This window comes from Paludibacterium sp. (assembly GCF_019232825.1).
In the GTDB taxonomy this organism is placed as follows: domain Bacteria; phylum Pseudomonadota; class Gammaproteobacteria; order Burkholderiales; family Chromobacteriaceae; genus Paludibacterium.
This window is the reverse complement of sequence record NZ_JAFAND010000043.1, coordinates 22,975-47,580: the sequence shown is the minus strand read 5'-3', so window position 1 is coordinate 47,580 and position 24,606 is coordinate 22,975. Positions and strand designations below refer to the sequence as shown.

The window sequence follows — 24,606 nt, the reverse complement described above, 5'->3', positions numbered from 1 at the left end:
GGCCTATGCTGGGGATAGTACTGTCAACAGTGGTCATGGTCATGAACTCGCTGTACGGTTTCTCCCCGCTCTTTTCGCCATTCAGCCTATATACCGTGCTCGGCAGCACACTCAATGGCGCCAGCAGCGCATTGGTCGGGTCCAGCAGCGCGTCGCAAAGCAGTGCTTATCAGACCGAGATTTCCGCCTACGGACAGCTATTGTCGAGCCTGTCCAATTTTCAGTACGCATTGCTGCAGATCGCCTATACCAACAACCCGCTGACCGCCAGCAGCAGCAATGCCTCCGTCGCGAGTCCTACGGCCGTAAGCGGCGCGATTGCCGGCACCTACAACCTGTCCGTCTCGCAGCTGGCTCAAGCGCAAACCGTGCAAAGCGGCACGGTCGCCGACCCGGCCAACACCGTGATCGGCAGCGGCTCACTGACGATCCAGACCGGTAGCTACAATTCGAGCGGCAACACCTTTACCAGCGACGGCACGTCGCCCGTCACCGTTTCCGTGACCAACGGCACGCTGAACAGCATTGCCAGCGCCATCAACACCTCCGGCGCCGGCGTCACCGCCAACGTTTTACAAAACGGCAGCGGCTATACACTGTCCATTGCCAGCAGCAGTACCGGCGCGCAAAAGAATTTCAGCATTACGGTGGCCGATAGCGACGGCACCAACACCGACATGGGCGGTTTATCGCAGTTGGCCTACGATCCGACCGCTGCGAGCGGTGCGGGGAAAAATCTTACCTTGGTTCAATCCGGCGGCAATGCCGCCTATTCGGTCAATGGCGTCAGCTCGACCAGCAGCAGCAACTATGGGGTGACGCTAGCGAGCAACGTCAGCGCCAACCTGCTGCAAACCGGCTCGACAGTGGTTTCGGTCGGCGTCGACTTCAATCAGCTCTCCAGCAACGCGCAAAGCCTGGCCTCGGCGTTTAATACGTTTCAGTCGAGCATCAACGGCTTGTTGGCGTCAGGCGGCGCGCTGCAGAACAATATCGTCACCTCACAGCTGGCCATGAACATGAATTCGCAAGCGCTGGCCACGCTCAACAACGGCAGCTCCACGTTAAGAACGCTGAGTCAACTGGGCGTGCAATTCCAACAGCCGCAAACCGTCGGCATGGTTGGCACGCTCACGCTCAACAGCAATACGCTGCAATACGCCTACAATCTGGATCAAAGCGGCGCGGCCAGTTTGCTGTCGCAGTCGGCACAAGGCTTTAACACGCTGTCGGGGGCGTACGCCAACGCGGGCTACGGCATTTTGCCGCAGAGCATCAGCCAACTGCAGAAATTGGTGCAAAGCGAGAACACGCTGGTGCAATACAGCAGCAATCAAGACCCATTCAACTTAAACAACCTCTTGGCCATGATGAGCAACGGCACCGCAGACCAATCGGCGAATCTGAGCGGCTCCCAGATCTCGGCACTGGCACAATATGCGTCGGTCTTGTCGCTGGGCGAGCCTTTCGCCGTGCAAGCCTTGCTGGTCGGCTCGATCGGCCAACTCGGCGCGAGCTCAGGGTTCTCCGCCATGGCATAGGGCCTGTCTGCAAACTATTTTTAGCCAGGCCAGCGCAGTTCACAAATAGTTTGCAGACAGGTCCTAGTCCGCCGGCGGCGGCACCATCACTTCCCAATCGCGCTCGTCCAGAACAAGGTGGCAAGCCAAGCGCCATTGATCAGGCACATCATCGATGGCCGTTTCGACCACGGCGGCGTCGGACAGCAGGCCGTGACGGATGAGGACATTACGTTCTTTGCGGCTGATGTCCGCTACGCGTGGTTGATGGACATGACGGATCTTGACGCGGCAGGTGCCGCAGGTGCCTTGGCCGCAACGCCAATGCAGGGGAATGTCGTGGGCGCGCGCGAGATCGATCAACGTCGCGCCTGGCTCAGCGGCAATAGTCGCCAACACCTGTCCCGAGACGGACAGGAAGACAATGCGCGGCATCAGTCGCCAGGTCAGGCGACGCGCACGTGACGCACGTTCGTAGGAGCCTCCTCCGGCTCAAAACGCTTCCAGTCGACGATCATGACCTGGCTCAGGCCGCAATCGACCGCCAATTGGGCCTCGATTTCCTCCAGGGCCTGATGGCAATGAATCGTGCCATTGAGCGCGACCTCGGCGCGACGCATGACGCTATCGTCGGGCGTAACAAACCAGATGCAGTAACGATTCATGGCTCGACCTCATGGATTGATTCTGATTACAAATATCGCGCAATTTCACGCCATTGGGCAAGTTTATTGTCATAGGGCAAGGTATAGGCCGGACTGGAGGACGGCAACGACAACAAGGCGACCGTCTGTTCCGCCAGGACCGCACCGGCTCGCGCCGCCGTTTGGCCATTGAAGCCGACGGCGCGCAAATGGGGCAGATCGGCCACAAGCTGATGCAAATCGTTATACCGCACCCGGCGCAGATCCGCGTCCAGACTACCCTTGCGCTCCGCCTCACCCACAACGTCCCATAGCCCCACACCCGCCGCCAACAGATGCTCAACGCGCTCATCGTAAGTCATCGTGGTCAACGGTATATTGAGAACATCACCAAGCAAGCGCCAAAATTGATTGCGCGGATGTGCATAGTAGCGATTGGCGGCCAGGGAGGCTTGCCCCGGCAGGGAGCCAAGCAGCAAAACACGGGTGTGCGATGCGGTTAGCGGCGGGAAACACGTGTCGCGCGCCATGGGGAGGTCAGAACAAACGGCCTTGCTGCAGGCCAAGCGCTTGGCGCACCGGGGCAAAGGTTTTGCGATGCACCGGCAGCACGCCAAGCGTGGCGAGCGCAGCCAGGTGCTCCGCGGTCGGGTAGCCTTTGTGGCGGGCAAAGCCATAACCAGGCCAACGCGCATCCAGCGCGATCAGTTCGGCGTCGCGCGCGGTTTTGGCCAAGATGGAGGCGGCCGAAATCGCCGCCACGCGCGCATCCCCCTTAACGATCGCCTCGGCAGGCAGGGTCAATTGCCGCGGCACGCGGTTACCGTCGATTTGCACCAAATCAGGCTGGATCGACAGGCCGTCAACGGCGCGATACATGGCTAGCATGGTCGCGTGCAGGATATTGAGCCGGTCGATTTCCTCGACGGAGGCGCTGGCAATGCACCAGGCACGCGCGCGTTCTTTGATTTCCAACGCCAGCGACTCGCGCTTGGCCTCGCTCAACACCTTGGAATCGGCCAACCCCTCAATGGGCCGCGCCGGGTCGAGGATCACCGCCGCGGCGAAGACGGCGCCCGCCAACGGCCCCCGCCCCGCCTCGTCGACGCCGCACAGCAGCGTCATTGCGCTACCTGCAGCACGTCTTCCGCCGCCTGGGTGGAAGTGTCCATGCGCAAACGCAACTGCAGCTCATCGAACAGAACCGTCAGTTCATCCTGATAGTCCTTGTCGTGATAAATACGCTCGATCTCCGCAGCCAACTTCTCCGGCCGGGCATTCTTCTGCAGCAACTCCGGCACCACCGCCCGTTCGCAGAGAATATTGGGCAAACCCACGTAGGGTAGACGCAACTTGTGCTTGACCAGCCAGTACGTCAACGTCGACAGCTTATAGCTGATCACCATCGGCCGTTTGCACAAAGCCACTTCCAGCGTGGCAGTGCCGCTGGTGACCAAGACCACGTCACTGGCGATGATGGCCATTTGCGCATGGCCGAACAGCTTGCGAATCGGCAACTCCCAGGCTTTGAGCCGGGTCAGGATGGCATCGAAGCGGTCGCGCGTGGCGCGGGTGGCCAGCGGCACGATGAACTGTGCTTCGGGAAACTTTTTCAGCAACAGCTTGGCGGTCTCGATATAGATCGGCGCCATGTAATCGAGCTCGCTGATCCGGCTGCCCGGCAGCAAGGCGAAGATCGGCGCGCTTTTAGGCAAAGCCAACTGCTCGCGCATCGCCTCTTTATCCGTTGCAAGCGGAATCTCGCTCGCCAGGGGGTGCCCCACATACGAGACCGGCACCCCTGCCTTGACATACAGCGGCGGCTCCATCGGGAACAGACACAGCACCTTGCTCACGGCGCGGGCAATGCGCTGGATGCGCTCCGGCCGCCATGCCCAGACCGAAGGGCTGACGTAGTGCACGGTGGGAATGCCGGCCTGCTTGAGCTTCGCTTCCAGCGGCAGGTTGAAATCCGGCGCATCGATACCGACGAAAACGTCCGGTCGCGACTTGATCAAATTGGCACGCAGCTCTTTGCGGATACGCAACAATTCGGGCAAGTGCTTGAGCACCTCGGCATAACCGCGTACCGCCAGCTTTTCCTGCGGCACCATGGAACGCAGCCCCCTTGCCTCCATGTGCGGGCCGCCAATCCCGAAAAACTCGATCCGCGGATAACGGCGGATCATGGCCTCCATCAACTGCGCGCCCAGCATGTCGCCCGATGCCTCGCCGGCAACCATGGCGACACGCAGGGTCTTGTCGAAGTTATGAGTGATCTCTGGCATGGCTCAACGAATAATGCCGCGCTCGGAGAGCGCGAAGAATCGGGTAAACGGGGCCAGTTCTGCGCTGGTCTCCGCTTCGGCTAATATTTGCTCGCGCGCCGCCTCGAGAGGCAAGCCCTGGCGGTAGAGCGTTTTGTAGGCATTCTTCACCGTGCGGATGGCCTCCGGCGAGTACCCTCGCCGCTTCAGCCCTTCGCTGTTGATGCCGCTCGGCACGGCGCGGTTGCCATGCGCCGTCACGAATGGCGGCACGTCCTGGGCCACCGCGCTGCAAAATGCGGTCATCGCGTGCTCGCCGATGATCACGAACTGGTGCACGGCGGTAAAGCCGCCCAGGAAGACCCAATCGCCCACATGCACGTGCCCGGCCAGCGTGGTGTTGTTGGCCATGATGGTGCGGCTGCCGATTTGACAATCATGGGCGATGTGCACATAGGCCATGATCCAATTGTCGTCGCCGATCCGGGTGACACCTGCGTCTTGCGCCGTGCCGGTATTGATCGTACAGAACTCGCGAATGGTGTTGTTGTCGCCAATTTCCAGCCGCGTCGGTTCGCCGGCGTATTTCTTGTCCTGCGGCTCGGCACCCACCGAGGCGAACTGGAACACGCGATTGTTGGCGCCGAGCCGGGTATGGCCGTCGAGCACCACATGCGGCCCGATGCGCGTGCCGGCGCCGATTTCGACATGGGGGCCGATAATGCTGTAGGCCCCGACTTCAACGTCTTCGGCGAGCTCGGCCGACGGGTCGATCAGCGCGGTCGGATGAATCCGTTGCTGGGTCACGTCACACCTCCCGTTGCGCGCACATGATCTCCGCCTCGCAAGCGACTTCGTCGCCGACACGGGCAATGGCACGGTACTTGGCGATGCCGCGTTTGCTCTGCAGTTGCACCGCCTCCAGCAGCAGCGTGTCGCCCGGCACGACTTGACGGCGGAAACGGGCGTTGTCGATGCCGACAAAGAAATACAATTCGTTTTCCTTACGCTCATGGCCGGCGCTGCGAATGGCCAGCACCCCGGCGGCCTGGGCCAGCGCCTCGATGATCAGCACGCCCGGCATCACCGGATAGTGTTCGAAGTGCCCTTGGAAGAACGGCTCGTTGATGGTCACATTTTTGAGGCCGACAATGCGCTTGCCCGCTTCGAACTCGACGATGCGATCGACCAACAAAAACGGATAACGGTGCGGCAAATAACGCATGATCTCGCGCACGTCAATCGACACGGCATGTTCACTCATTCGGGACTTCCTTGTTTTGGATGGTTCTAAGCTCTTTTTCCAACTGCTTGACGCGGCCGACCAGGTCGTCGAGATGACGCAAATGGACCGCATTGGACAGCCAGTCTTTCATGGTGGACAAGGGGTACGACGAAGCGTAGCTGTCCGCCTGGCGGATGGATTTGGAAACCAGCGTGCCGCCGCCGATATGCGTGCGGTCGGCGATCTCGATGTGGCCGACGAACATGGCGGCGCCGCCAATCGTGCAATAAGCGCCGATGCGCGTGCTGCCGGCGATGCCGACGCAACCGGCGATCGCGGTATGTTCGCCGATATGGACGTTGTGGGCGATCTGCACCAGGTTGTCGATCTTGGCGCCCCGGCCAATCACGGTATCGGCCAACGCGCCGCGGTCGATGGTGGTATTGGCGCCGACTTCAACGTCGTCGCCGATCAGCACCCGGCCGGTTTGCGGGATCTTGAACCAGGCATCGCCGTCCTTTGCCAAACCGAAGCCATCGGCGCCGATCACCGCGCCGGAATGGACGGTCACACGGTGACCTATCACGCAATTGTGGTAAACGGTCACGTTCGGGTAAAGAACCACATCGTCGCCCAGCACGCAGTCGTCGCCGACCACCACGCCCGGCATCAGGCGGCAACGCTCGCCGATTACCGCACGCGCGCCGATGCTGACGTGCTCGCGCACCTCCGCGCTCGCCGCCACCTTGCTGCCCGCCCCCAGCGAGGCCAAACCGTGCACCCCGGCAACGGCGGCTTGCGGCGGGTTAAACAGGGTTGCCACCTTGGCGAAATACAGATAGGGGTCCGGCGTCACGATGACCGGCCGGTCCACCGGCGCTGCCGCCAAAATCCGCGGCGAAACAATGACGGCACTGGCCTCGCAGGCCTCTAGCTGATGGCGGTACTTGGTGTGCGTGATGAAACTCAGCTCACCCGGCCGCGCCATATCCAGCGGCGCGACGCGCGCTACCGCGACATCGGCGCCGTGCCGTTCCCCCCCGAGGCGGGCAACAATTTCCGATAAGGTATAAGACATCAAAAACAAAGCCGACCCGGGGCCGGCTTCTCCCGACGGTAATGGGTTTATTGGTCTAGCGCCTTGAGCAGCGAGTCGGTCAGGTCATACTTCGGGCTGACATACACCGAATCCTGCAAGATCAGGTCGTAGTGCCCCTTTTCAGCGATATCGCGCACCACTTGATTGGCGCGCTGCAGGAACGCAGCGAACTCTTCCGCCCGACGCTGGTTGAAGTCTTCGCTTAGCGAGGCCGACTTAGCATTGTAGTCACGAATCAACGCATCCAGTTCCCGCTGATCGCCCTTACGTTCCGCGTCGGGCAAATCGGGCTTCACCAGCAGCGCCTCGAGTTGCTTGCCCTTGGCTTGCAAGCCTTTGAGCTCCTCGCGGCGCGCGCCGAATTCGTCATCGAGGCGTTTCTGAATGGCGAGCGCCGGCTTGGCCTCGCGATAGACACGCTCGATATTGATATAGCCTAGTTTGAAATCATCGGCGTGGCATTGCCAGGCCAACAGCAGCCCGGCAGCCAATCCCAACCATTTATTTGCCTTCACAGACATTCCTCCGTTAGAACACGGTGCCAAGCTGGAATTGCAGTCGTTGAATCTTATCGCCTTCCTTCTTATGCATCGGCATCGCATAGCTAAACTTCATCGGCCCGACCGGCGACAGCCACGTCAGCGCGAGACCCGTCGAGTAGCGGAACGCCTGGCTCGCCGACGTCGGCACGGAGTCGTCGCCCCATACCGTCCCCGCATCGGCAAAGACGCTCATCCGCACCGATTTGTTATCGCGCATCCCCGGGAACGGGAACAAAAGCTCCGTGCTCGCCACCGCTTTACGGGTGCCGCCCAATGCATAGCCGTTGTTGTCCTGCGGACCCAGGCTGCCGTTGTCGAAGCCGCGCACCGAACCGATACCGCCCACGTAATAGTTGTCGAAGAACGGTACGGTCGAGGTCTGGCCATAGCCGTTGATGGCCCCGACTTCACCGTAGATCATCAGCGTGTAGGTCTTGGAGACCGGGAAGAACCACGACTCGTTGTGCCCCAGGCGGTAGTAGTTGACGTTACCGCCCGGCAGGCCCATGTCGTACGACACATTGGTGGTATAGCCGCGGGTCGGCCATAGCGCGCTGTCGCGCGTGTCGCGTCCCCAGCTTGCGCCGGCGCTGAGCGTCGTGCTCCGATTGCCGTGGGTGTTGACGTAATCGATATATTGCTGCGCGCTGTTATCGAAGGTCGTGATGTCGGTTACGTCGTAGCCCAGGGTGAAGTTCACCCGGTCGCGCTCGGTGATCGGCACCCCGGCAGTGACGCTGGCGCCCGTGCTGGTCGTCTTGTACGCGGACAAGTTGATGGTGTCCGGGTTGTAGCTGCGATGATAAACGTTGTAACCGAGGCTGATGCCGTCGGTGGTGTAATACGGATCGGTGAACGACAGCGAAATCACCTTGTTGACCGAGCCGGTGGACACGCTCAACGCGGCGGTCTTGCCCGACCCGAGCACGTTGGTCTGCGAAATCCCGGCCGACAGCTGCAAGCCTTCGCCCTGGACGAAGCCGACACCCGCGCTAATGCTGCCGGTGGAGCGCTCCTTGAGGCCGACGTTGACGTCGACCTGGTCCGGCGCATCGCCCACGGCCGGGGTTTCGACATTGATATCGTCGAAATACCCCAGCAGGTCGATACGCTCCTTGCTTCGTTTGATGGCGGCGCTGTTGTAATAACCGCCTTCCAATTGGCGCATCTCGCGTCGAACCACCTCATCGCGGGTTTTGGTGTTGCCGCTGATGTTCACGTGACGCACGTAGGTGCGACGGCCCGGATCGACGAAGAAGGTCAGATTGGCGATGTTGTGATCGCGGTCCAAATCCGGCACCACGTTGACGTTGGTGAAGGCATAACCATCGTTGCCCAGACGGTCGGTCAACGCCGTCACCGACTCGTTGACCTTCTCGCGATCGAAAACGTCGCCGGTCTTGATCAATAGCAGCTTGCGCAACTCGGCTTCCGGCACCTTGGTGTCGCCGCCGATCTTCACGTCGCCGATGGTAAAGCGCTTACCCTCGGTCACGTTGATGGTGAGATAGACCGACTCTTTGTCGGCCGCAATCGACACCTGAGTGGAGTCGATATTGAATTCGAGATAACCCTGATTTTGATAGAAAGCGCGCAGCTTTTCCAAGTCACCCGTCAGTTTTTGCTTGGAGTACTGATCGTTATGGCTGATCCAGGAAGCCCAGTCGCCGGTCGTCAACGCGAACTGATCCAGCAACGTGGACGTATCGAACGTCTGATTGCCGACGATGCGAATATCCTTGATCTTGGCGGTAATGCCTTCCGTGATGTCGAGCGAAACCGATACGCGGTTACGGTCGAGCTTGGTGATGTGCGGGCTGATTTCGACCGAATACTTGCCACGGCTGTAATACTGGCGCTTGAGTTCCTGCACGGCGCCATCCAGCAATGCCTGGTCATACACCCGGGACTCGGCCAAGCCATTGTCCTTGAGCGCTTTTTTCAGCTGATCCTTATCGAATTCCTTGGCGCCGGAGATGGTGAGCTGAGCGATCACCGGCCGCTCGGCCACTTCCACATACACGATGCCGTCGGACGACTCGACGCGCACGTCATTGAAGAATCCGGTGGCGAAGAGCGCCTTGATCGCGTCGCTCGCCTTCTGGTCGGTAAAGGTGTCGCCGACCTTGATCGGCAGATAGTTGAATACGGTACCGGCTTCGGTACGTTGCAGACCTTCGACCTTGATATCCTTGACGACAAACGGATCGGCAGCCCAAGCAGCAGAGGACAGCCCCAGCACGGCCGCCGCGACGAGTTTCAATTTCATAGGATCTTCATTAACCCCCAAAAAGGCGGCTGATATCGTTTAGCATTGCAAAGGCCATTAACGCGAACAGCAGCGCGAATCCGATACGCTGCCCCATGAGCTGCACGCTCTCGCTCAATGGCCTCCCCCTGACAAGCTCCGCCGTATAATACATTAAGTGCCCGCCATCCAGAACCGGTATCGGAAGCAAATTGAGTATTCCGATGCTGACGCTGATCAGCGCAAGAAACTCCAAGTAAGCGATCAACCCTTCACGCGCGCTCTGTCCCGCCACGCTGGCGATGACCAACGGGCCGCTGAGATTGTTGGCCGAGGCCGAGCCCGTCAGCATGCGACCCAGGAATTTCAAGCTCATCCAACTGGTCTCGCCGGTTTTCCGCCAGGCGGCCCCTGCCGCTCCCGGGAGATCGTAGCGTTGCGTGAACTGCAGCGCCGCCATCCAAGCCGCGTCCTGCTGCGGACCGATACCGACGTGACCGACAAAACCCTCGCCGCTGTCGACCGAGGCCGGGCGCAGCACAACGGACACCGGCTTGCCGTCACGCAGCACGCCAACCGTTATCGCACGGCCCGGGTTATCGCGAATCAATGCCACCCAGGCTTGCCAGTCGGGTAAAACGCGCCCATCGGCGGACAACATCCGGTCGCCGACACGCAATCCGGCGCGCATTGCCGCCCCATCATCCTCCAGCGCACCGACAACCGTCTGATAGCGCACCGGCAAGACGCCGATCTCTCCCGACTCGAACGCCTGAGCGTACTGCCGAGCGAAACGCGGCACGTCAATGCGCCGCGTGGCCGCACCGCTACCGGTCTCGACGCGCACATCCAGCGGCGTGCTCCTGCCCGCCAGCGCATCCAACAGCGCCAGACGCATTTCTTGCCAATTGGCAACCGCACGGCCATCGACGGCCGTCACCTTATCGCCGGACTGGAAACCGGCACTGGCCGCCGGGCTATCGTCAACCACGGTGCCGACCCACGGCCGCGCCTGAACCACGCCATGCGCCATCAATACCCAGTAGAGCAAAAAGGCCAGCAGCAGATTGGCCAAGGGCCCTGCGGCTACGATAGCCATCCGCTTAAGCACCGGCTGGGTGTTGAAACTATGCGGCAATTCGTGATCGGCAACCGGCGCCTCACGCTCATCGAGCATGCGCACATAGCCGCCCAGCGGAATGGGGCACAAGGTCCATTCGGTATCAAACATCCGCCATGACAACAGCGGGCGGCCAAACCCAATGGAAAAACGCAGGACCTTGACGCCACAGAGCTTGGCAATCGTGTAATGCCCCAGTTCGTGAAAGGTGACCAGGGCGCCGATTGCCACCAAAAAGGCTACGAGAGTCAGCATGACGCTCCAATCCGAGTCAAAAGATAGGCGCGGGTGTCTTGATCTTTGGCGAGCAGGTCGCCGAGCGAATTGCTGGCGCCGAGATGGCCATGCGACAACGCGGACTCGACGAGCCCGGGGATATCGACAAACCGTATCCTGCCGTCCAAAAACGCCGCTACAGCCACCTCGTTGGCGGCGTTCAGCACAGCCGGCGCGTCGCCGCCCGCGCGTATGGCGGCGAACGCCAAGCCCAGGCAGGGAAAGCGCTGCAAATCGGGCGCCTCGAACGTCAGCGCGGACAGCGCGCACAAATCCAAGGGCGGCACGCCGGCATCGACACGCTGCGGCCAAGCCAAGGCGCAGGCGATCGGTGTACGCATATCGGGCGACCCCAATTGCGCAATCACCGAACCGTCACGGTACTGCACCATGGAATGAATGACGCTCTGAGGATGAACCACGACGTCGATGCGATCGACCGGCGCGTTAAACAACCAGTGCGCCTCGATCACTTCCAAACCTTTATTCATCAGGGTGGCGGAATCCACCGAGATTTTACGCCCCATCTCCCAATTGGGGTGCTTGCAGGCGTCCTGCGGGGTGATGGCGGCAAAGGTGTCTGCGGGACGGGTACGGAACGGCCCGCCGGACGCCGTCAGAATGATTTTGTCGACACCGGCGGCATCGAGATCGCCGGACCAGTTGTCGGGCAGCGATTGGAAAATCGCGTTGTGCTCGCTATCGACCGGCAAGAGCGTGGCGCCACCGCGCTCGACCGCCTGCATGAACAAGCGCCCCGCCACCACCAGCGACTCTTTGTTGGCCAGTAGCACACGCTTGCCGGCCTGCGCCGCCGCCATGGCGGAAGGCAAGCCGGCAACGCCGACAATGGCAGCCATCACCACGTCGACCTCGGGAAGCCGAACCGCCTCGACCAGCGCCTCGGCACCGTGCCAAACCTGGATACCGGACAATGAGCGCTCGGCCAGGCGCTGGCGCAGCGCGCCGGCGACGGTCTCGTCGGCCATGACAACGACGCGCGGCGAGAACTGCAGACACTGAGCCAACATGCGGTCCACCTGGCGGTTGCCCGTCAGCACTTCCACGCGATAACGATCGGTATGGCGCGCCAACACATCGAGCGTATTAACGCCGATGCTGCCGGTTGCGCCCAGTACGGCAATACCTTGAGGTTTCATGAGCAATACTCGGGAGTTGACATTGCGCCGCGCTTAGCGCGGCGAAAAAGAACAGCGCCGGAATGTCACCAACCGGCCAACGCCCGCAGGGCATTGCTGACGGCCAACACTGCAATCAGGCTGTCTATGCGGTCATAAACACCGCCATGTCCCGGCAAGAGCGCGCTGCTGTCCTTCATGCCCGCGCAGCGCTTGAACCAGGACTCGAGCAGATCGCCGCCGACGCTCACCATGGTCAACGGCAGCGCCAGCGCCAGCCATTGCCACCGGGAAAGCGGCAGGAGCATCCAGCCCATATGATTCACCCACTGCACGTACAGCGCCACTGCGAGCAATGCGCCCGCCACGCCTTCCCAGCTTTTGCCGGGACTGATGGCCGGGGCGAGCTTGCGCTTGCCAAAGGCCTTGCCGGCGAAGTAAGCGGCAACATCGGCAATCCAGACGAGCCCCATGATGGCCAGCAACTGCCGCGCATGCGCCGCGTCCGCCTCGGGACGCCATTCCAACATGGCAAACCATGCGGGAAACAACAGCAGCCACCCCAAGAGCGCCGCCGTCAGTCCGGACGGCGCGCGCCAGCGCCGATAAAGCCAAAGCGGCACCGCCAGGAGCCAAAACGCCAGCACCGCCCCGTGCAGCCAGGGCGGCGGCACCACGGCTGCGCGCCCCAAGCCCCAGGCGGCAAGCGCCGTCACCGAAAGATAAATACCATTGCGCCATGGCGTAAAACCGGACATGCGGGCAAATTCCCACAAAGCCAGCCCGCACACCAACGCGGCAAATACGGCCCAGGCGGACGCCGGAAACAAGAATAGCGCCGCCAACATCAACGGCAGCAACACCAAGGCGGTTAAAATGCGGGTTCTCAACATGATCAACCCCGGCGCTGCGCCTCGGGAAGTTGCTCGCTCGTGCGGCCAAAGCGGCGTTCGCGGTCGCGATAGGAAGCAATGGCCTCATCCAACGCCTTGGCGTCGAAATCCGGCCACAGCGCGTCGGTAAAGTAGAGCTCCGAATAGGCCAACTGCCAAATAAGGAAGTTGCTGATGCGCTGCTCGCCACCGGTGCGGATGAACAGATCGGGCTCGGGCGCATAGGCCATCGACAAGCGCGTGGCCAAATCCGCCTCCTCGATGCGGGTCGCCCCCTCGGCCAGCAATGCATTGGCCGCCTGCAGCACATCCCAACGGCCGCCATAGTCGGCGGCAATCGTCAGCACCAGGCCGTCGTTCGCGGCGGTCTTGGCCTCGGCCACGGCAATGCGTTCATTCAGCTGCGGCGCAAACCGCGCCCGATTGCCCACGACGTGCAATCGGATGTTGTTTTCCAGCAGACGCTCCACCTCGCTTTCCAGCGCGCGCAGGAACAGCTCCATCAGAAAGGAGACTTCATCCTGCGGGCGGCGCCAGTTCTCGGTGGAAAACGCAAACAGCGTCAAATATTCAACGCCCATCTGGCGGCAGGCGGTGACGATGTTGCGCGCCGCGTCCAAGCCGCGCTTGTGCCCCGCCACGCGCGGCAGCAAGCGCTTCTTTGCCCAGCGGCCGTTGCCATCCATGATGATGGCGATATGACGCGGTACCGCGGCAATTTCCGGCACAGCCTGGGTCGAGCTTCCGAATAGCGCCACGCTTATACCGCCATCAACTCGGATTCTTTAACGGCCAGGGCCTTATCGATCTCGGCGACGAATTTGTCGGTGAGCTTTTGGATGTCGTCCTGACCGCGTCGTTCGTCATCCTCGGTAATGTCTTTATCCTTAAGCAAGGTCTTGAATTCGTTGTTGGCATCGCGGCGCACGTTGCGCACCGCCACGCGGGCATTTTCCGCCTCGGCGCGCACGACCTTGATCAGATCCCGGCGACGCTCTTCGGTCAACATGGGCATCGGCACGCGAATCACCTCGCCCATCGTGGCCGGATTCAAGCCCAGATCGGAATCGCGGATCGCTTTTTCGACCTTGGCGACCATGTTTTTTTCCCACGGCTGCACGCCAATCGTTCGAGCATCGATCAGCGTCACGCTAGCCACTTGATTGACCGGCGTGTCGTTGCCGTAATAATCCACCATGATGTGATCAAGAAGGCCGGTGTGGGCGCGGCCGGTACGCACCTTGGCCAGATCGTGTTTGAAGGCTTCCAGAGACTTCTGCATCTTCTGCTCGGCCGTTTTCTTGACTTCGTTAATCATGCTGACTCCAACTGTGAAACTGGGAAAAACAACAGGGCGGAAGCGGCAGAGCGCCGGTTCCGCCCGATCATCATATTCAAGCTTGGCAGTGTACCAGCGTGCCTTCATCTTCGCCAAGCACCACTCGCTTGAGCGCGCCTTCTTTGAAGATGCTGAATACCTTGATATTCAGGTGCTGGTCGCGGCATAGCGCAAAGGCGGTGGCGTCCATGACCTTGAGGTTGCGGGAAATGGCCTCATCGAAGGTCAGCGTGGTATAGCGGGTGGCGCTGGGGTTCTTTTTCGGGTCGTCGGTGTACACGCCATCGACCTTGGTGGCCTTGAGCATAATATCGACGTTCATTTCCATACCGCGCAGCGCGGCGGCGGTATCGGTGGTAAAGAACGGGTTGCCGGTGCCGGCGGCGAAAATCACCACCTTGCCCTCTTCCAGGTACTGCATGGCTTTGCCGCGCACGTAGGGCTCGGCGATCTGCTGCATGGTCAGCGCCGACTGCACGCGCGCCACCATGCCAACGCGCGTCATGGCGTCTTTCAGCGCCAGCGCGTTCATTACCGTCGCCATCATCCCCATGTAGTCGGCGGTCGCGCGGTCCATGCCGGCCGCGGCCGGCGCCACGCCGCGGAAGATATTGCCACCGCCGATGACCACGCCAATCTGAACGCCCAGCTCGGAGACTTCCTTGATTTGCTGCACGATCTGCTCGATCGTGGCGCGGTTGATGCCATAACTGTCATCCCCCATCAGGGCCTCACCGGAAAGTTTCAACAGAATGCGTTTGAAGGCGGGTACTTGGCTCATCGCGGATGACCTCGGTAATGGTTTTTAGTCGAATTTCATATTGTCAGGCGTTACCTGACAAAACGGCACCCTGATGCAGGGTGCCGTCGTCGGTGCCACAAAAACGGGAACGAAAATCAGATCTTGGCGGCGGCGGCCACTTCGGCGGCGTAGTCCACAACCTTCTTTTCGATGCCTTCGCCAACCACGAACATGGCGAACGCCTTGACGCTGGCGCCCTTCTGGGCAAGCAGCTTCTCGACGGTCAAGTCCGGATCCTTGACGAACGGCTGGCCCATCAGGGTCACTTCAGCCAGGTACTTGGTGATGCGGCCTTCAACCATCTTGGCCACGATCTCGGCAGGTTTGCCGCTTTGGGCTGCCTGCTCGCTGTAGATGCGGCGTTCGGTTTCCAGGTTTTCAGCCGGAACCTGATCCTTGGAAACGCAAAGCGGCTTGGAGGCGGCAATGTGCATTGCCACGTCACGGCCGACTTGGTCGTCGCCGGCGAAGTCGACGATCACGCCGATCTTGCTGCCGTGCAGGTAGGTAGCGATCTTGCCGGCCGTGTCAAAGCGCACGAAGCGGCGAACCGACATGTTCTCGCCCAGCTTGGCGATGGCCGCCTTGCGGATCTCTTCCACCGTCTGACCGCCAACGGTAACCGCCAGCAGCGCGTCGACATCCGCCGGATTGGCCTGAACGGCGGCTTCGGCAGCCGCTTTGGCAAAGGCCAGGAACGTAGCGTCCTTGGCGACGAAGTCGGTTTCGCAGTTCACTTCGACCATGGCGCCGATGCCGCCGGCGGTCGAGGTGGCGATAATACCTTCGGCGGCCGTGCGGCCGGCGAGTTTGGCAGCCTTGCCGCCGGACTTGATGCGCAGGACTTCTTCAGCGCGCTTCAGGTCGCCTTCGGCTTCAACCAGTGCCTTCTTGCACTCCATCATGCCCATGCCGGTCGAGGCGCGCAGGTCGGCGACCATTTTTGCGGTAATTTCCGCCATGCTAGAAACTCCTTAAATTAATCCGTAGCGTGATGCTTAGGTCAAAAAAAGGGGCTGGCGCCCCTTTCCGTGCCTCGACCTTACTCGGCCGCTGCCGGTTCGGCGGCGACGATTTCCTGGATCGACTGAGCTCGGCCTTCCAGAACCGCATCGGCAATACCGCGAGCATACAGGCGGATGGCGCGACTGGAGTCGTCGTTACCCGGGACGACGTAGTCGATGCCTTCCGGCGAGTTGTTGGTATCAACCACGCCGATGACCGGGATGCCCAGCTTCTTGGCTTCGACGATCGCACCCTTTTGATAACCGGTGTCGATGACGAAAATGGCGTCCGGCAGGCCCTTCATATCCTTGATGCCGCCGAGCGAGCGTTCCAGCTTGGCGACTTCGCGTTCCAGCTCCAACAGTTCCTTCTTGTTGTAACCGGTTTCGCCGGCGTTCTCGAGCACGGCGCGCTTGTCTTCCAGGCGCTTGATGGATTGCTTGACGGTCTTGTAGTTGGTCAGCATACCGCCGAGCCAACGATGATCAACGAACGGCATGCTGCAACGGGTTGCTTCTTCACGCACGATCTCACGCGCTTGACGCTTGGTGCCGACGAACAGTACGGTGCCCTTGTTGCCAGCCAGACGACGCACATACTCCTGCGCGTCCACGAACAGCGGCAGCGTTTTTTCCAGGTTGATGATGTGAATCTTGTTGCGGCTACCGAAGATGAACTGAGCCATCTTCGGGTTCCAGAAACGGGTCTGGTGGCCGAAGTGAACGCCGGCTTCCAGCATTTGACGCATGGTAACGTTGGTGGACATACAAAACTCCTTAAAGGGTTAGGCCTCCATCCGCGCAGACAACCCCCGAATCTTGCTTGGGGCACCCTTTGGCGCGGATGTGCGTTATTACCCCCGAAAATGGGGGACGCGGGATTCTATCATCCCGCATAGGTCAAACTCAAGTTTTAAGCCGGTTTTGCGCTTTCGCCAGGCGCAACCGCCGCCGCCGCTGCAACACCCGCCCCAGAAGCCAGAGCGGCAACACCCCTAAAAACAATAAAACGGACACGCGGGACGTCCAGCTCGTCTGCGCCACGGCAAAAACACCCACGACATACAACCAGCCCAGCAAAACAACAATCATCGCGACTCCCGCCCCGCCCGAACGTGGCCAATAAAACAGCTACATGAACTTAACAGCAAGCATATTTGTCTCTGTAGTTTACGCCAACGGAAAAGGAGAGCGCATGCACCTCCCCTTCGGAGCGATGTCCCTACTCAACCCGCTGACCGCGCTTGGCATCATTTTGGCGCTCGGCATCCTCGGCGGCCAAATTGCCCGCACCAGCAGCGCCGTCCCCACGTTGACCGGCTATATCGTGACGGGACTGATCATCGGCCCGCATGGGCTAGGTCTTATCAGCCAGCCCCTCATCAACGCCACGGACGAGTTTGTGCAATTGGCGCTTGGCATGGCGCTCTTTGAACTCGGCCGGCGCATCGACTTGCGCTGGCTGCGCAAGGAGCGCGCCCTCTTGATCACCGCCGCGGGCGGCAGCGCCGTTTGCTTCACCGCGCTTTATCTGATTCTGCCGTTGTTCGACGTGCCGCTCGAAACGGCCGCCATCCTGGCGGTGCTGGCGCTGTCATGTTCGCCGGCCGCCCTACTGGAGGTCCTGCGCGAAAACCGCGCAGAGGGCCAGGTCAGCGAACGCCTGGTTGCCTACGCCGGTATCGGCAATCTGCTGGCGCTGGCAGGTTATTGCCTGGTGCTCGGCATCAGCCGCCAGGACAGCGGCCTGCCGGTGGAGAGCTGGCTGCTGGCGCCGGGTTGGATTTTTCTTGCCTCCGCCGGTGTCGGCCTGGCGGCCGGACTCATCGCCATCCACGGCAACCGCTGGATCGGCGCACAGCACCGGGAGGCCCAGGAGGTGCTGCTGTTCGCCTTGATCGCACTGACCGTCGGTCTGTCCAGCGCGCTGCATCTCCTGCCCGCGCTGGCATTGCTGGCATTTGGCCTCTCCACGCGCAACCTGCCGCGCGGCTACGCCGTGGGCAGCCCCTGGGTCATGCGCTATAGCGTGGTGTTTTTTGCCGCGCTATTCGTCATCGCCGGCGCATTGCTCGACCTGCGCCAGTTGGGCGACTATCTGCCGCTAGCCATACTGCTGGTCGTGCTGCGCAGCCTGACACAAGTCCTGTCGGGCACGCTGATGGCGCGCGCCAACGGTCTCTCCCGCCGCCGAGGCGCGCTCATGGGACTCGCGCTGATGCCGATGTCCGGCACGGCCAATTTGGCGCTACTCACCTCCCCGGCGCTGCTGCCCGTCTCGACGGCGACCGTGCTGCCCCTGGCGATTGCCACGCTTTGCCTCACGGAATTGCTCGGCCCGCCCCTGACCCAGCTTGCGCTGAAACTCGCCGGCGAGACTCGCCCGCAATCCTGAACCAAGGGAGCCATGATGCTTGAATTCACAAACAGCCCTCCCCTGACGCTCGGCATCGAACTGGAGCTGATGATCGTCAACCGGCACGATTACAACCTCACGCGGGGATCGGACGACCTGCTGTCGCTACTCGACCGCCGCAACCACGGGTTCGACATCAAGCCGGAAATCACCCAAGGCATGATCGAAACCGCCACAGGCATCCACGACAACCTGGGTGAGATGTATAAAGAGCTATGCGCCATCCGCGGCCTGCTCAATCAATGCGCGGAAAAACTCAACCTGGGCCTCGCCGGCGGCGGCGCACATCCGTTTCAACGCTGGGGCGAGCAGCGCATTTACCCCAAGGAGCGCTACCGGCTGGTTTCCGAGCTCTACGGCTATCTCGCCAAGCAATTCACCGTTTTTGGCCAGCACATCCACATCGGCTGCCCGGACGGCGACAGCGCGGTGCGGCTGACACACTTCCTGTCGCGCTACATCCCGCATTTCATCGCGCTATCGGCGTCGTCCCCGTTCTATCAAGGAGCGGATACGCTGTTTCAAACGTCGCGGCTCTCCAGCGTCAATGCTTTTCCGCTCTCCGGCTGCATGCCGCTCGTACAAAACTGGGCGGCGTTCAACCAATATTTCGGGCAAATGCATGCGCTGGGTATTGTCGCCAGCATGAAGGATTTTTATTGGGACATCCGCCCCAAGCCGGAATTCGGCACAGTGGAAATCCGCATCTGCGACACGCCGGTCTCACTCGGGCTGGCACCGCTCTTGGCAGGGTACGCACGCATGCTGGCGCACCATTGTCTAGCCACCGGCTGGGACCGCATCGAGCCAGCGCTCTATCTCCCTTACACATACAACCGCTTCCAGGCCTGCCGCTTCGGCCTCGACGGCGACATCATCCTGAGCGGCGACCAGGGGCGCATCAGCCTGCTGGAAGACATGCTGACCACGCTCGACCGACTGACGGACGACGCGCGCGCACTGGGATTGGAAGACTGCCAGCGGCAACTGCGCGAACGCGTGGTCAAACGTCATAGCGACAGCGAGTGGCTACGCGCGCACTACGCCGCCAGCGGCTCGCTATCCGATACGGTGCGGCGCCAGAGCGAACGCTGGATGTACGACGCTTAGACGACTGTTTTGATCATGCCACGCAGGCTTGGTAAAATCGTCGCTTATCCCATGCATGGAGAACGACGTGAGCCTGACAATCAAAACACAACAGTCTCCCGACGGCCCCAAGCGGTGGATTATCTGGCATGAGGGACAAGTGCTCACACTGGCAGGCCAGCTTCCCGAAACGGTGGACGGCCTTGCCTTGACGCATCAGCGCCACGTCGGCGTCATTGAAGATCACGCCTACCTCACCGCCGAATTGGTCGGTCCGGCACCGGCCGATACCGAGTGGCGTCCGCTCCGCCCGCTGTTGGCCGAACAAGACACAGCCCACCAACAAGCTTTATCGCGCGCGCGCCAGCTGCTCACCTTCGAGCGGGAGCACCGCTATTGCGGCACATGCGCCTCGGCGCTCGAGTACAACGGGCACGACAGCGGCAAACACTGCCCCTCCTGCAATGCCCATTATTACCCCCGGCTCGCGCCGGCCATGATGGTAGCCATTGTGCGCGGCCGGGAAATTCTACTGGCGCGCGCGCCGCACTTCTCGCCGGGGGTCTATAGCGCGCTGGCCGGCTTCGTCGAGCCTGGAGAAACGCTGGAACAGTGCGTGCATCGGGAGACCCTGGAAGAAGTCGGCGTACGCATCGGCAATCTGCGCTATGTCGCCTCTCAGTCCTGGCCATTTCCCCACTCGTTGATGCTGGCCTTCGTGGCCGATTACGTCGACGGCGAGATCGTGCGGCAAGAAGAGGAGATCGAGGACGCCCGCTGGTTCGACATCGACCACCTGCCCACGCTGCCGCTGCGCGCCAGCATCGCCTGGGCGCTGATTCAACACGTCGTAACGCAAATCGGCCAAGCACACGCCCACCACCCGGATTAAAACCACATGTCGCTACGCCGGCTCGTCAGCCACTGGCTGCACCCACGGTTTCGTTACAATCAACTCGCGGTGATCCATGGTCTGCGCCTAGCGTTCGCCTATTTGACCGCCTGGCTGATCGGCAATATCACCGCCGAGCCGTATTCGGTCTGGATGATTGTCACCGTGGCGGTCGTCATGGGCAGCCTGCCCCACACCGGCAGCATCGTGGAAAAGGGCAAGCAGCGCTTTCTCGGCACGACGCTAGGGGCGCTTGGCGGCTTCCTGGTGATTTACCTGATGCACCTGAACCCGCTGCTCGCAGCGTTGGCCATCGTCGCCATCGTCGGTTACAGCGGTTTCTGGGCGGTGCGAGGCGGCGGCTATATCGCACAACTCACCTGCATCACACTCGCCATCGTCTCCACCAATAGCGCCTTTGACGTTGGTCTATGGCGCATGCTCGACGTCTATGCCGGCGTGGTGCTGGCCATCGCTTTTGGCATGCTATTTCCCGAGCGCGCACGCGACCACTGGTATTTCATGCTCGAAGAAAGCCTGGAAGGACTGAATTGGTTGTATCGGGAGCTGGCGACGCGTGGCGAGTATGACATGACGCTGGCAGAAGGGCTGCGCCAACGGCACGGCAAGATGCGCGAGCTGATTGCCGCCGTGGCCAGGGAGTCCGGACTAAACGGCAAGGACTTGAAAAGCACGCTCGGCCTGCTGCATCGCGCACAAGTCGCCATCGAGTTTCTCGCCAGCGAAGCCGCCGAGCCGGTGCGGCAAGCCGCCGCCGGGCCGGCGGACGAAAAGCGGGTGGTCGCCTCGCTTACCCGGATTGCACAACGCTTCGCGCTGCCCATTGCCGAGGGCATCCCCTCGCTGTCCATGCCACCCAGCCCGCAACAAGTCTGGCTGCTGAGCACGCTGGCGCGTCATCTGGAAGAGCTGGAGGCCATGCTGGACAAAATGCTGCCGAAGCTGCGCGGCCAAGACGGTTCACGCTGGTTCGAAACCGCCTGGCCGCCGCAAGATTAATCGCGAAAATTATTGAACTGCACCGGAAAATCGGTGATTTCCTTGCGCACCATCGCAATGCAATCTTGCAGGATGTCACGCTTGGCGCCGCTGACCCGCACGGCCTCGCCTTGGATGCTCGCCTGCACTTTGAGTTTCGAGTCCTTGATCAAACGCACGATCCGCTTCGACAACTCCGTTTCGATCCCCACGCGCACGGTGATCGCTTGCTTCACCTTGTTGCCGCTCACTTTCTCCAGCTTGGCGTAGTCTAGGCAGCGCACGTCCACCCCACGCTTGGCCAGTTTGCCCAGCAGAATATCCTTCACTTGCTCCAACTGAAACTCCGCGTCGGCGAACAGCGTCAGTACCTTGTCGCCAGACTCGACACGGGCATCGCTGCCCTTGAAGTCGTAGCGCGTCGAGACCTCCTTGTTGGTCTGATCCACGGCGTTTTTGACTTCCACTTGATTGACTTCGGAAACGATATCGAATGACGGCATGATGCTCTCTTGATGGTTGATACTCGGTATTAGCTGGAATTTTAGGGCGTCTACCCCACAAAAGTCACCATTCACGCGATGAAACCCGACATTCGCCGAATTTCGCCGCCGCCGCACATACCGCATGGCATAATTCAAAAACACTAATAAACCAGAAAGCATCACATCATGTGGCGGATTGCCGGAGCCGGCGCGCTGGTGCTGCTGTTGGTCATCGTTTTTGCATACAACAACCTTTGGCGCAGGCCGCTTGCCTGCCAGCTGGCCGCCAACGGGGACACGGCTCAATTGGCGCGCCTTGACCACGCCCAATTACGGCAAACCGATCCGCTGGGCAATACCGCGCTCATGTTCGCCGCCGCCTCGGACCAAAAACCGGCGATTGCGCTGCTCTTGGCCCGCGGGGCCAATCCCCATGCCGTCAATCGCAACGGCGCGACGGCGCTGATGCTGGCCGCCGCGGCCGGCGCAAGCGACATCATTCCGTTATTGCCGACGTCGCGCCCCGCCATCGACATACGCAACAGCGATGGCGTGAGCGCGCTGATGAGCGCCGCCTGGAATGGGCAAAGCGATAGTGTCGCTTTGCTGCTTTCGCTGGGCGCCAACCCTTGCCTTCGCGACCGGCAAGGCAAAACCGCCGAGGACGACGCCATCGCGCGCGGACAACACCTCAGCCAAAAAATCCTACACGATTTCAGCAGACAAACCGGCATAGTCTGCCAAGGCGAAGCTCATGAATAATCCGCTGCGCGCGTGTTCGCCCGGCATATTGACGCTGCCACTTCTCATTTTGGCGCACCATCTCGCCATGCTGCCGCACGAATATGCCCACTCCCTCATGGCGTGGCTACTCGGCTTCAAGACGGCGCCGCTGGCTTTGCACTACGGTGACGCGAGCTGGCACAGCCTGCTGACCCTGGGGCAAATGGATGAAAATGTCGATTACTACGCCATCTACCTGCTTGGGCATCAGTCACTGATCGCCCCGATCGCCCTGGCCGGACCGGCCCTCGCCAATGGCGGCTTGTTTCTCGGCTGCGTGGCGCTCATCAATCGCTGCTCGCCGAGCAAGCGCTGGCGCGCCTATTTTCTCTATTTGTACTTGTTGATGAACCTGGGCAATCTGATCGACTACATCCCCAGTCGTGTCTTTTCGACCCATGGCGACATGGGCAATGTGGCGTTTGCCTTGGGTCTGTCGCCTTGGTGGATTTTGCTGCTGGGGGGTGGTTGGGTTGCTTGGGCCGGGTATTACAGCTTTCACGTCATTTTGCCGAGGATGTACGTCCTGCTTCCGCTAACGTCAACCCGGGCCAGAGCCAAGCTATTGATTTTAAGCCTGGTGGTGCTGCTCGGCTTCTTCGGCTGTGCGGGTATTTCCGGTTATGGCGCCGCCTCGCGCGAGCTTTCCGTCGCCTGCTTGGCCACGATACCGGGATGGATCTGGATGTGTTGGCCGGGACGCGTTTGGGTCAAACGGCAAATTCAACAACAACGGGATCGCCTCTCACAAAATAACCCTTTGTCGAAAAACAAGCACACCGGATAGGCGGCTGTTCTTAACCGCGGGCATTTGCTAAGATTCGCCCCCAGCTGAATACCGGACTCCCTTCATGGCCAAGCTCTTTTTCCGTTACGCTGCGATGAACAGCGGCAAAAGCACCCTGCTGCTGCAAATCGCCAACAACTATGAAAGCCTGGGCATGCAGGTGGCGCTCTATACCGCCGCCATCGACGACCGCTACGGGAGCGGCAAGATCACGTCGCGCCTCGACATTCAACGCGATGCGCTGACCTTCGACGCGGGACTCGATTTCTTCGCCCTGCCTCTGCACGACATCACTTGCCTACTGATCGACGAAGCCCAGTTCCTGACGCCGGAACAAGTGACGCAGCTGCACCGTCTGGCTCATCTGCGCAACGTGCCGGTAATTTGCTTCGGCTTGCGTTCCGATTTTCAAGGACAGCCCTTCCCGGGCTCCGCGCATTTACTGACCTTGGCCGAGGACCTGGAAGAGATCCGTACCATCTGCCTATGCGGCCGCAAGGCCACCATGCATCTGCGGGTCGACAGCCAGGGCCAGCGCGTGGCGGACGGCCCCCAGATCGAGATCGGCAGCGAGACGCGCTACCGCTCGGTTTGCGCCAAATGCTTCTACAACGCCCATTAGAAGCGGGCGCGTTCACGCGCCTAGAATGACGAAAATGGGTATTGAACGCTTAGGGTCTGCCTGCAAACCCTAGGTCGCGGGCTGGATCTGCTGCTGCGGCATCAGCTTGCGCGCAACGCGCAAGTGGATCAGACGCACGGCATCGTCCATGGCGGCCTTCACCGCCGTACGCATTTCGGCGTATGTCAACGTGTGATCGCAACTGCGGCAACGCAGTACTTGATGGTCAAGCGGAAGCGACGGCCCCTCGATGTCCATCGAACAGCATTTGGGACAAATCAAGAGCGGAGCGGCGTCGGACATGGTGGGCTTCCAGAATTCGGTAATCGGATTTTATTGTAGGCTGATGGCTTTTTCTGTCAACCACTTTCCCCTTTTCCCATCCTTGGATTTATCGCCAAGCCAATGAAATCAT

At 60.8% G+C, this 24,606-nt stretch carries 29 protein-coding genes; 8 read left to right on the top strand and 21 right to left on the bottom strand.

What is annotated here, in order from left to right; translation table 11 throughout:
- Positions 1-41: 41 nt before the first annotated feature.
- Positions 42-1,541: a flagellar filament capping protein FliD gene (fliD, locus tag JOZ06_RS05070; RefSeq protein WP_293229486.1), complete on the top strand. Its 1,500-nt coding sequence runs from the start codon at positions 42-44 to the stop codon at positions 1,539-1,541.
- Between the two features lie 63 nt (positions 1,542-1,604).
- Here the strand turns inward: fliD and JOZ06_RS05065 are convergent, their stop codons facing one another.
- The 19 genes from JOZ06_RS05065 to JOZ06_RS04975 all read right to left on the bottom strand — a co-directional run bounded on the left by JOZ06_RS05065 (position 1,605) and on the right by JOZ06_RS04975 (position 17,210).
- Entirely contained in the window at positions 1,605-1,955 is a 351-nt protein-coding gene (locus JOZ06_RS05065) for a 2Fe-2S iron-sulfur cluster-binding protein (protein WP_293229483.1), read from the bottom strand.
- A gap of 11 nt (positions 1,956-1,966) precedes the next feature.
- On the bottom strand, positions 1,967-2,185 hold the full coding sequence (locus JOZ06_RS05060) for a hypothetical protein (protein WP_293229480.1): 219 nt from the start codon (positions 2,183-2,185) through the stop codon (positions 1,967-1,969).
- Positions 2,186-2,211: 26 nt separating this feature from the next.
- Entirely contained in the window at positions 2,212-2,694 is a 483-nt protein-coding gene (locus JOZ06_RS05055) for a DNA-deoxyinosine glycosylase (RefSeq protein WP_293229477.1), read from the bottom strand.
- Between the two features lie 7 nt (positions 2,695-2,701).
- Positions 2,702-3,289, bottom strand: a complete 588-nt coding sequence (gene rnhB, locus JOZ06_RS05050; protein ID WP_293229474.1) for a ribonuclease HII — start codon at positions 3,287-3,289, stop codon at positions 2,702-2,704.
- Positions 3,286-4,452: a lipid-A-disaccharide synthase gene (lpxB, locus tag JOZ06_RS05045; protein WP_293229472.1), complete on the bottom strand. Its 1,167-nt coding sequence runs from the start codon at positions 4,450-4,452 to the stop codon at positions 3,286-3,288. The genes rnhB and lpxB overlap by 4 nt, the downstream gene beginning before the upstream one ends.
- 3 nt (positions 4,453-4,455) lie before the next feature.
- A complete protein-coding gene (gene lpxA, locus JOZ06_RS05040; RefSeq protein WP_293229469.1) occupies positions 4,456-5,238 on the bottom strand; it encodes an acyl-ACP--UDP-N-acetylglucosamine O-acyltransferase in 783 nt (260 codons plus the stop codon).
- A 1-nt stretch (position 5,239) separates the two neighbouring features.
- The gene (fabZ, locus tag JOZ06_RS05035; RefSeq protein ID WP_293229467.1) at positions 5,240-5,695 is read right to left on the bottom strand and encodes a 3-hydroxyacyl-ACP dehydratase FabZ; all 456 of its coding nucleotides are present in this window, start codon (positions 5,693-5,695) and stop codon (positions 5,240-5,242) included.
- A complete protein-coding gene (gene lpxD / locus JOZ06_RS05030; RefSeq protein ID WP_293229464.1) occupies positions 5,688-6,734 on the bottom strand; it encodes a UDP-3-O-(3-hydroxymyristoyl)glucosamine N-acyltransferase in 1,047 nt (348 codons plus the stop codon). The genes fabZ and lpxD overlap by 8 nt, the downstream gene beginning before the upstream one ends.
- A 47-nt stretch (positions 6,735-6,781) precedes the next feature.
- Positions 6,782-7,270: an OmpH family outer membrane protein gene (locus JOZ06_RS05025; RefSeq protein ID WP_293229462.1), complete on the bottom strand. Its 489-nt coding sequence runs from the start codon at positions 7,268-7,270 to the stop codon at positions 6,782-6,784.
- Positions 7,271-7,283: 13 nt separating this feature from the next.
- The gene (bamA, locus tag JOZ06_RS05020) at positions 7,284-9,566 is read right to left on the bottom strand and encodes an outer membrane protein assembly factor BamA (protein ID WP_293229460.1); all 2,283 of its coding nucleotides are present in this window, start codon (positions 9,564-9,566) and stop codon (positions 7,284-7,286) included.
- A gap of 10 nt (positions 9,567-9,576) precedes the next feature.
- Positions 9,577-10,920, bottom strand: a complete 1,344-nt coding sequence (gene rseP, locus JOZ06_RS05015) for an RIP metalloprotease RseP (RefSeq protein WP_293229457.1) — start codon at positions 10,918-10,920, stop codon at positions 9,577-9,579.
- Entirely contained in the window at positions 10,914-12,101 is a 1,188-nt protein-coding gene (gene ispC, locus JOZ06_RS05010; protein ID WP_293229454.1) for a 1-deoxy-D-xylulose-5-phosphate reductoisomerase, read from the bottom strand. Before ispC ends, rseP begins: the two co-directional genes overlap by 7 nt.
- Before the next feature lie 65 nt (positions 12,102-12,166).
- On the bottom strand, positions 12,167-12,973 hold the full coding sequence (locus tag JOZ06_RS05005; RefSeq protein ID WP_293229452.1) for a phosphatidate cytidylyltransferase: 807 nt from the start codon (positions 12,971-12,973) through the stop codon (positions 12,167-12,169).
- 2 nt (positions 12,974-12,975) lie between these two features.
- Complete coding sequence (uppS, locus tag JOZ06_RS05000; RefSeq protein WP_293229449.1) at positions 12,976-13,731, bottom strand: polyprenyl diphosphate synthase; 756 nt, start codon at positions 13,729-13,731, stop codon at positions 12,976-12,978.
- 2 nt (positions 13,732-13,733) lie between these two features.
- A complete protein-coding gene (frr, locus tag JOZ06_RS04995; RefSeq protein WP_293229626.1) occupies positions 13,734-14,291 on the bottom strand; it encodes a ribosome recycling factor in 558 nt (185 codons plus the stop codon).
- 76 nt (positions 14,292-14,367) lie between these two features.
- A complete protein-coding gene (gene pyrH, locus JOZ06_RS04990; protein WP_293229447.1) occupies positions 14,368-15,093 on the bottom strand; it encodes a UMP kinase in 726 nt (241 codons plus the stop codon).
- Positions 15,094-15,209: 116 nt separating this feature from the next.
- Positions 15,210-16,076 (bottom strand): translation elongation factor Ts, encoded by an 867-nt coding sequence (tsf, locus tag JOZ06_RS04985; protein WP_293229444.1) that lies wholly within the window; start codon positions 16,074-16,076, stop codon positions 15,210-15,212.
- Positions 16,077-16,156: 80 nt separating this feature from the next.
- Positions 16,157-16,885 carry a 30S ribosomal protein S2 gene (rpsB, locus tag JOZ06_RS04980; RefSeq protein WP_293229441.1) on the bottom strand — a complete coding sequence of 243 codons (729 nt, stop codon included), beginning with the start codon at positions 16,883-16,885 and terminating at the stop codon, positions 16,157-16,159.
- A gap of 139 nt (positions 16,886-17,024) precedes the next feature.
- Complete coding sequence (locus JOZ06_RS04975; RefSeq protein WP_293229438.1) at positions 17,025-17,210, bottom strand: hypothetical protein; 186 nt, start codon at positions 17,208-17,210, stop codon at positions 17,025-17,027.
- A gap of 103 nt (positions 17,211-17,313) precedes the next feature.
- Between JOZ06_RS04975 and JOZ06_RS04970 the strand changes: the two genes are divergently transcribed.
- The 4 genes from JOZ06_RS04970 (at position 17,314) to JOZ06_RS04955 (ending at position 21,535) form a co-directional block, all read left to right on the top strand.
- Positions 17,314-18,513, top strand: a complete 1,200-nt coding sequence (locus JOZ06_RS04970; protein WP_293229436.1) for a cation:proton antiporter — start codon at positions 17,314-17,316, stop codon at positions 18,511-18,513.
- A gap of 15 nt (positions 18,514-18,528) precedes the next feature.
- Entirely contained in the window at positions 18,529-19,644 is a 1,116-nt protein-coding gene (locus tag JOZ06_RS04965; protein WP_293229433.1) for a YbdK family carboxylate-amine ligase, read from the top strand.
- Between the two features lie 67 nt (positions 19,645-19,711).
- Positions 19,712-20,515, top strand: coding sequence for an NAD(+) diphosphatase (nudC, locus tag JOZ06_RS04960; protein WP_293229432.1), 804 nt, complete (start codon positions 19,712-19,714; stop codon positions 20,513-20,515).
- 6 nt (positions 20,516-20,521) lie between these two features.
- A complete protein-coding gene (locus JOZ06_RS04955; RefSeq protein WP_293229429.1) occupies positions 20,522-21,535 on the top strand; it encodes an FUSC family protein in 1,014 nt (337 codons plus the stop codon).
- Here JOZ06_RS04955 and JOZ06_RS04950 read toward each other — a convergent pair.
- Positions 21,532-22,017, bottom strand: a complete 486-nt coding sequence (locus JOZ06_RS04950) for a YajQ family cyclic di-GMP-binding protein (RefSeq protein WP_293229427.1) — start codon at positions 22,015-22,017, stop codon at positions 21,532-21,534. The two genes, JOZ06_RS04955 and JOZ06_RS04950, sit on opposite strands and share 4 nt — an antisense overlap.
- A 168-nt stretch (positions 22,018-22,185) precedes the next feature.
- Between JOZ06_RS04950 and JOZ06_RS04945 the strand changes: the two genes are divergently transcribed.
- From JOZ06_RS04945 to JOZ06_RS04935, 3 genes are all read left to right on the top strand, one after another.
- On the top strand, positions 22,186-22,761 hold the full coding sequence (locus JOZ06_RS04945; RefSeq protein ID WP_293229425.1) for an ankyrin repeat domain-containing protein: 576 nt from the start codon (positions 22,186-22,188) through the stop codon (positions 22,759-22,761).
- Positions 22,754-23,569, top strand: a complete 816-nt coding sequence (locus JOZ06_RS04940) for a hypothetical protein (RefSeq protein WP_293229422.1) — start codon at positions 22,754-22,756, stop codon at positions 23,567-23,569. The genes JOZ06_RS04945 and JOZ06_RS04940 overlap by 8 nt, the downstream gene beginning before the upstream one ends.
- 64 nt (positions 23,570-23,633) lie before the next feature.
- On the top strand, positions 23,634-24,191 hold the full coding sequence (locus JOZ06_RS04935) for a thymidine kinase (protein ID WP_293229419.1): 558 nt from the start codon (positions 23,634-23,636) through the stop codon (positions 24,189-24,191).
- A gap of 69 nt (positions 24,192-24,260) precedes the next feature.
- On the opposite strand, the gene JOZ06_RS04930 is transcribed toward JOZ06_RS04935, so the two are convergent.
- The gene (locus tag JOZ06_RS04930; RefSeq protein WP_293229416.1) at positions 24,261-24,494 is read right to left on the bottom strand and encodes a hypothetical protein; all 234 of its coding nucleotides are present in this window, start codon (positions 24,492-24,494) and stop codon (positions 24,261-24,263) included.
- Positions 24,495-24,606: the final 112 nt, after the last annotated feature.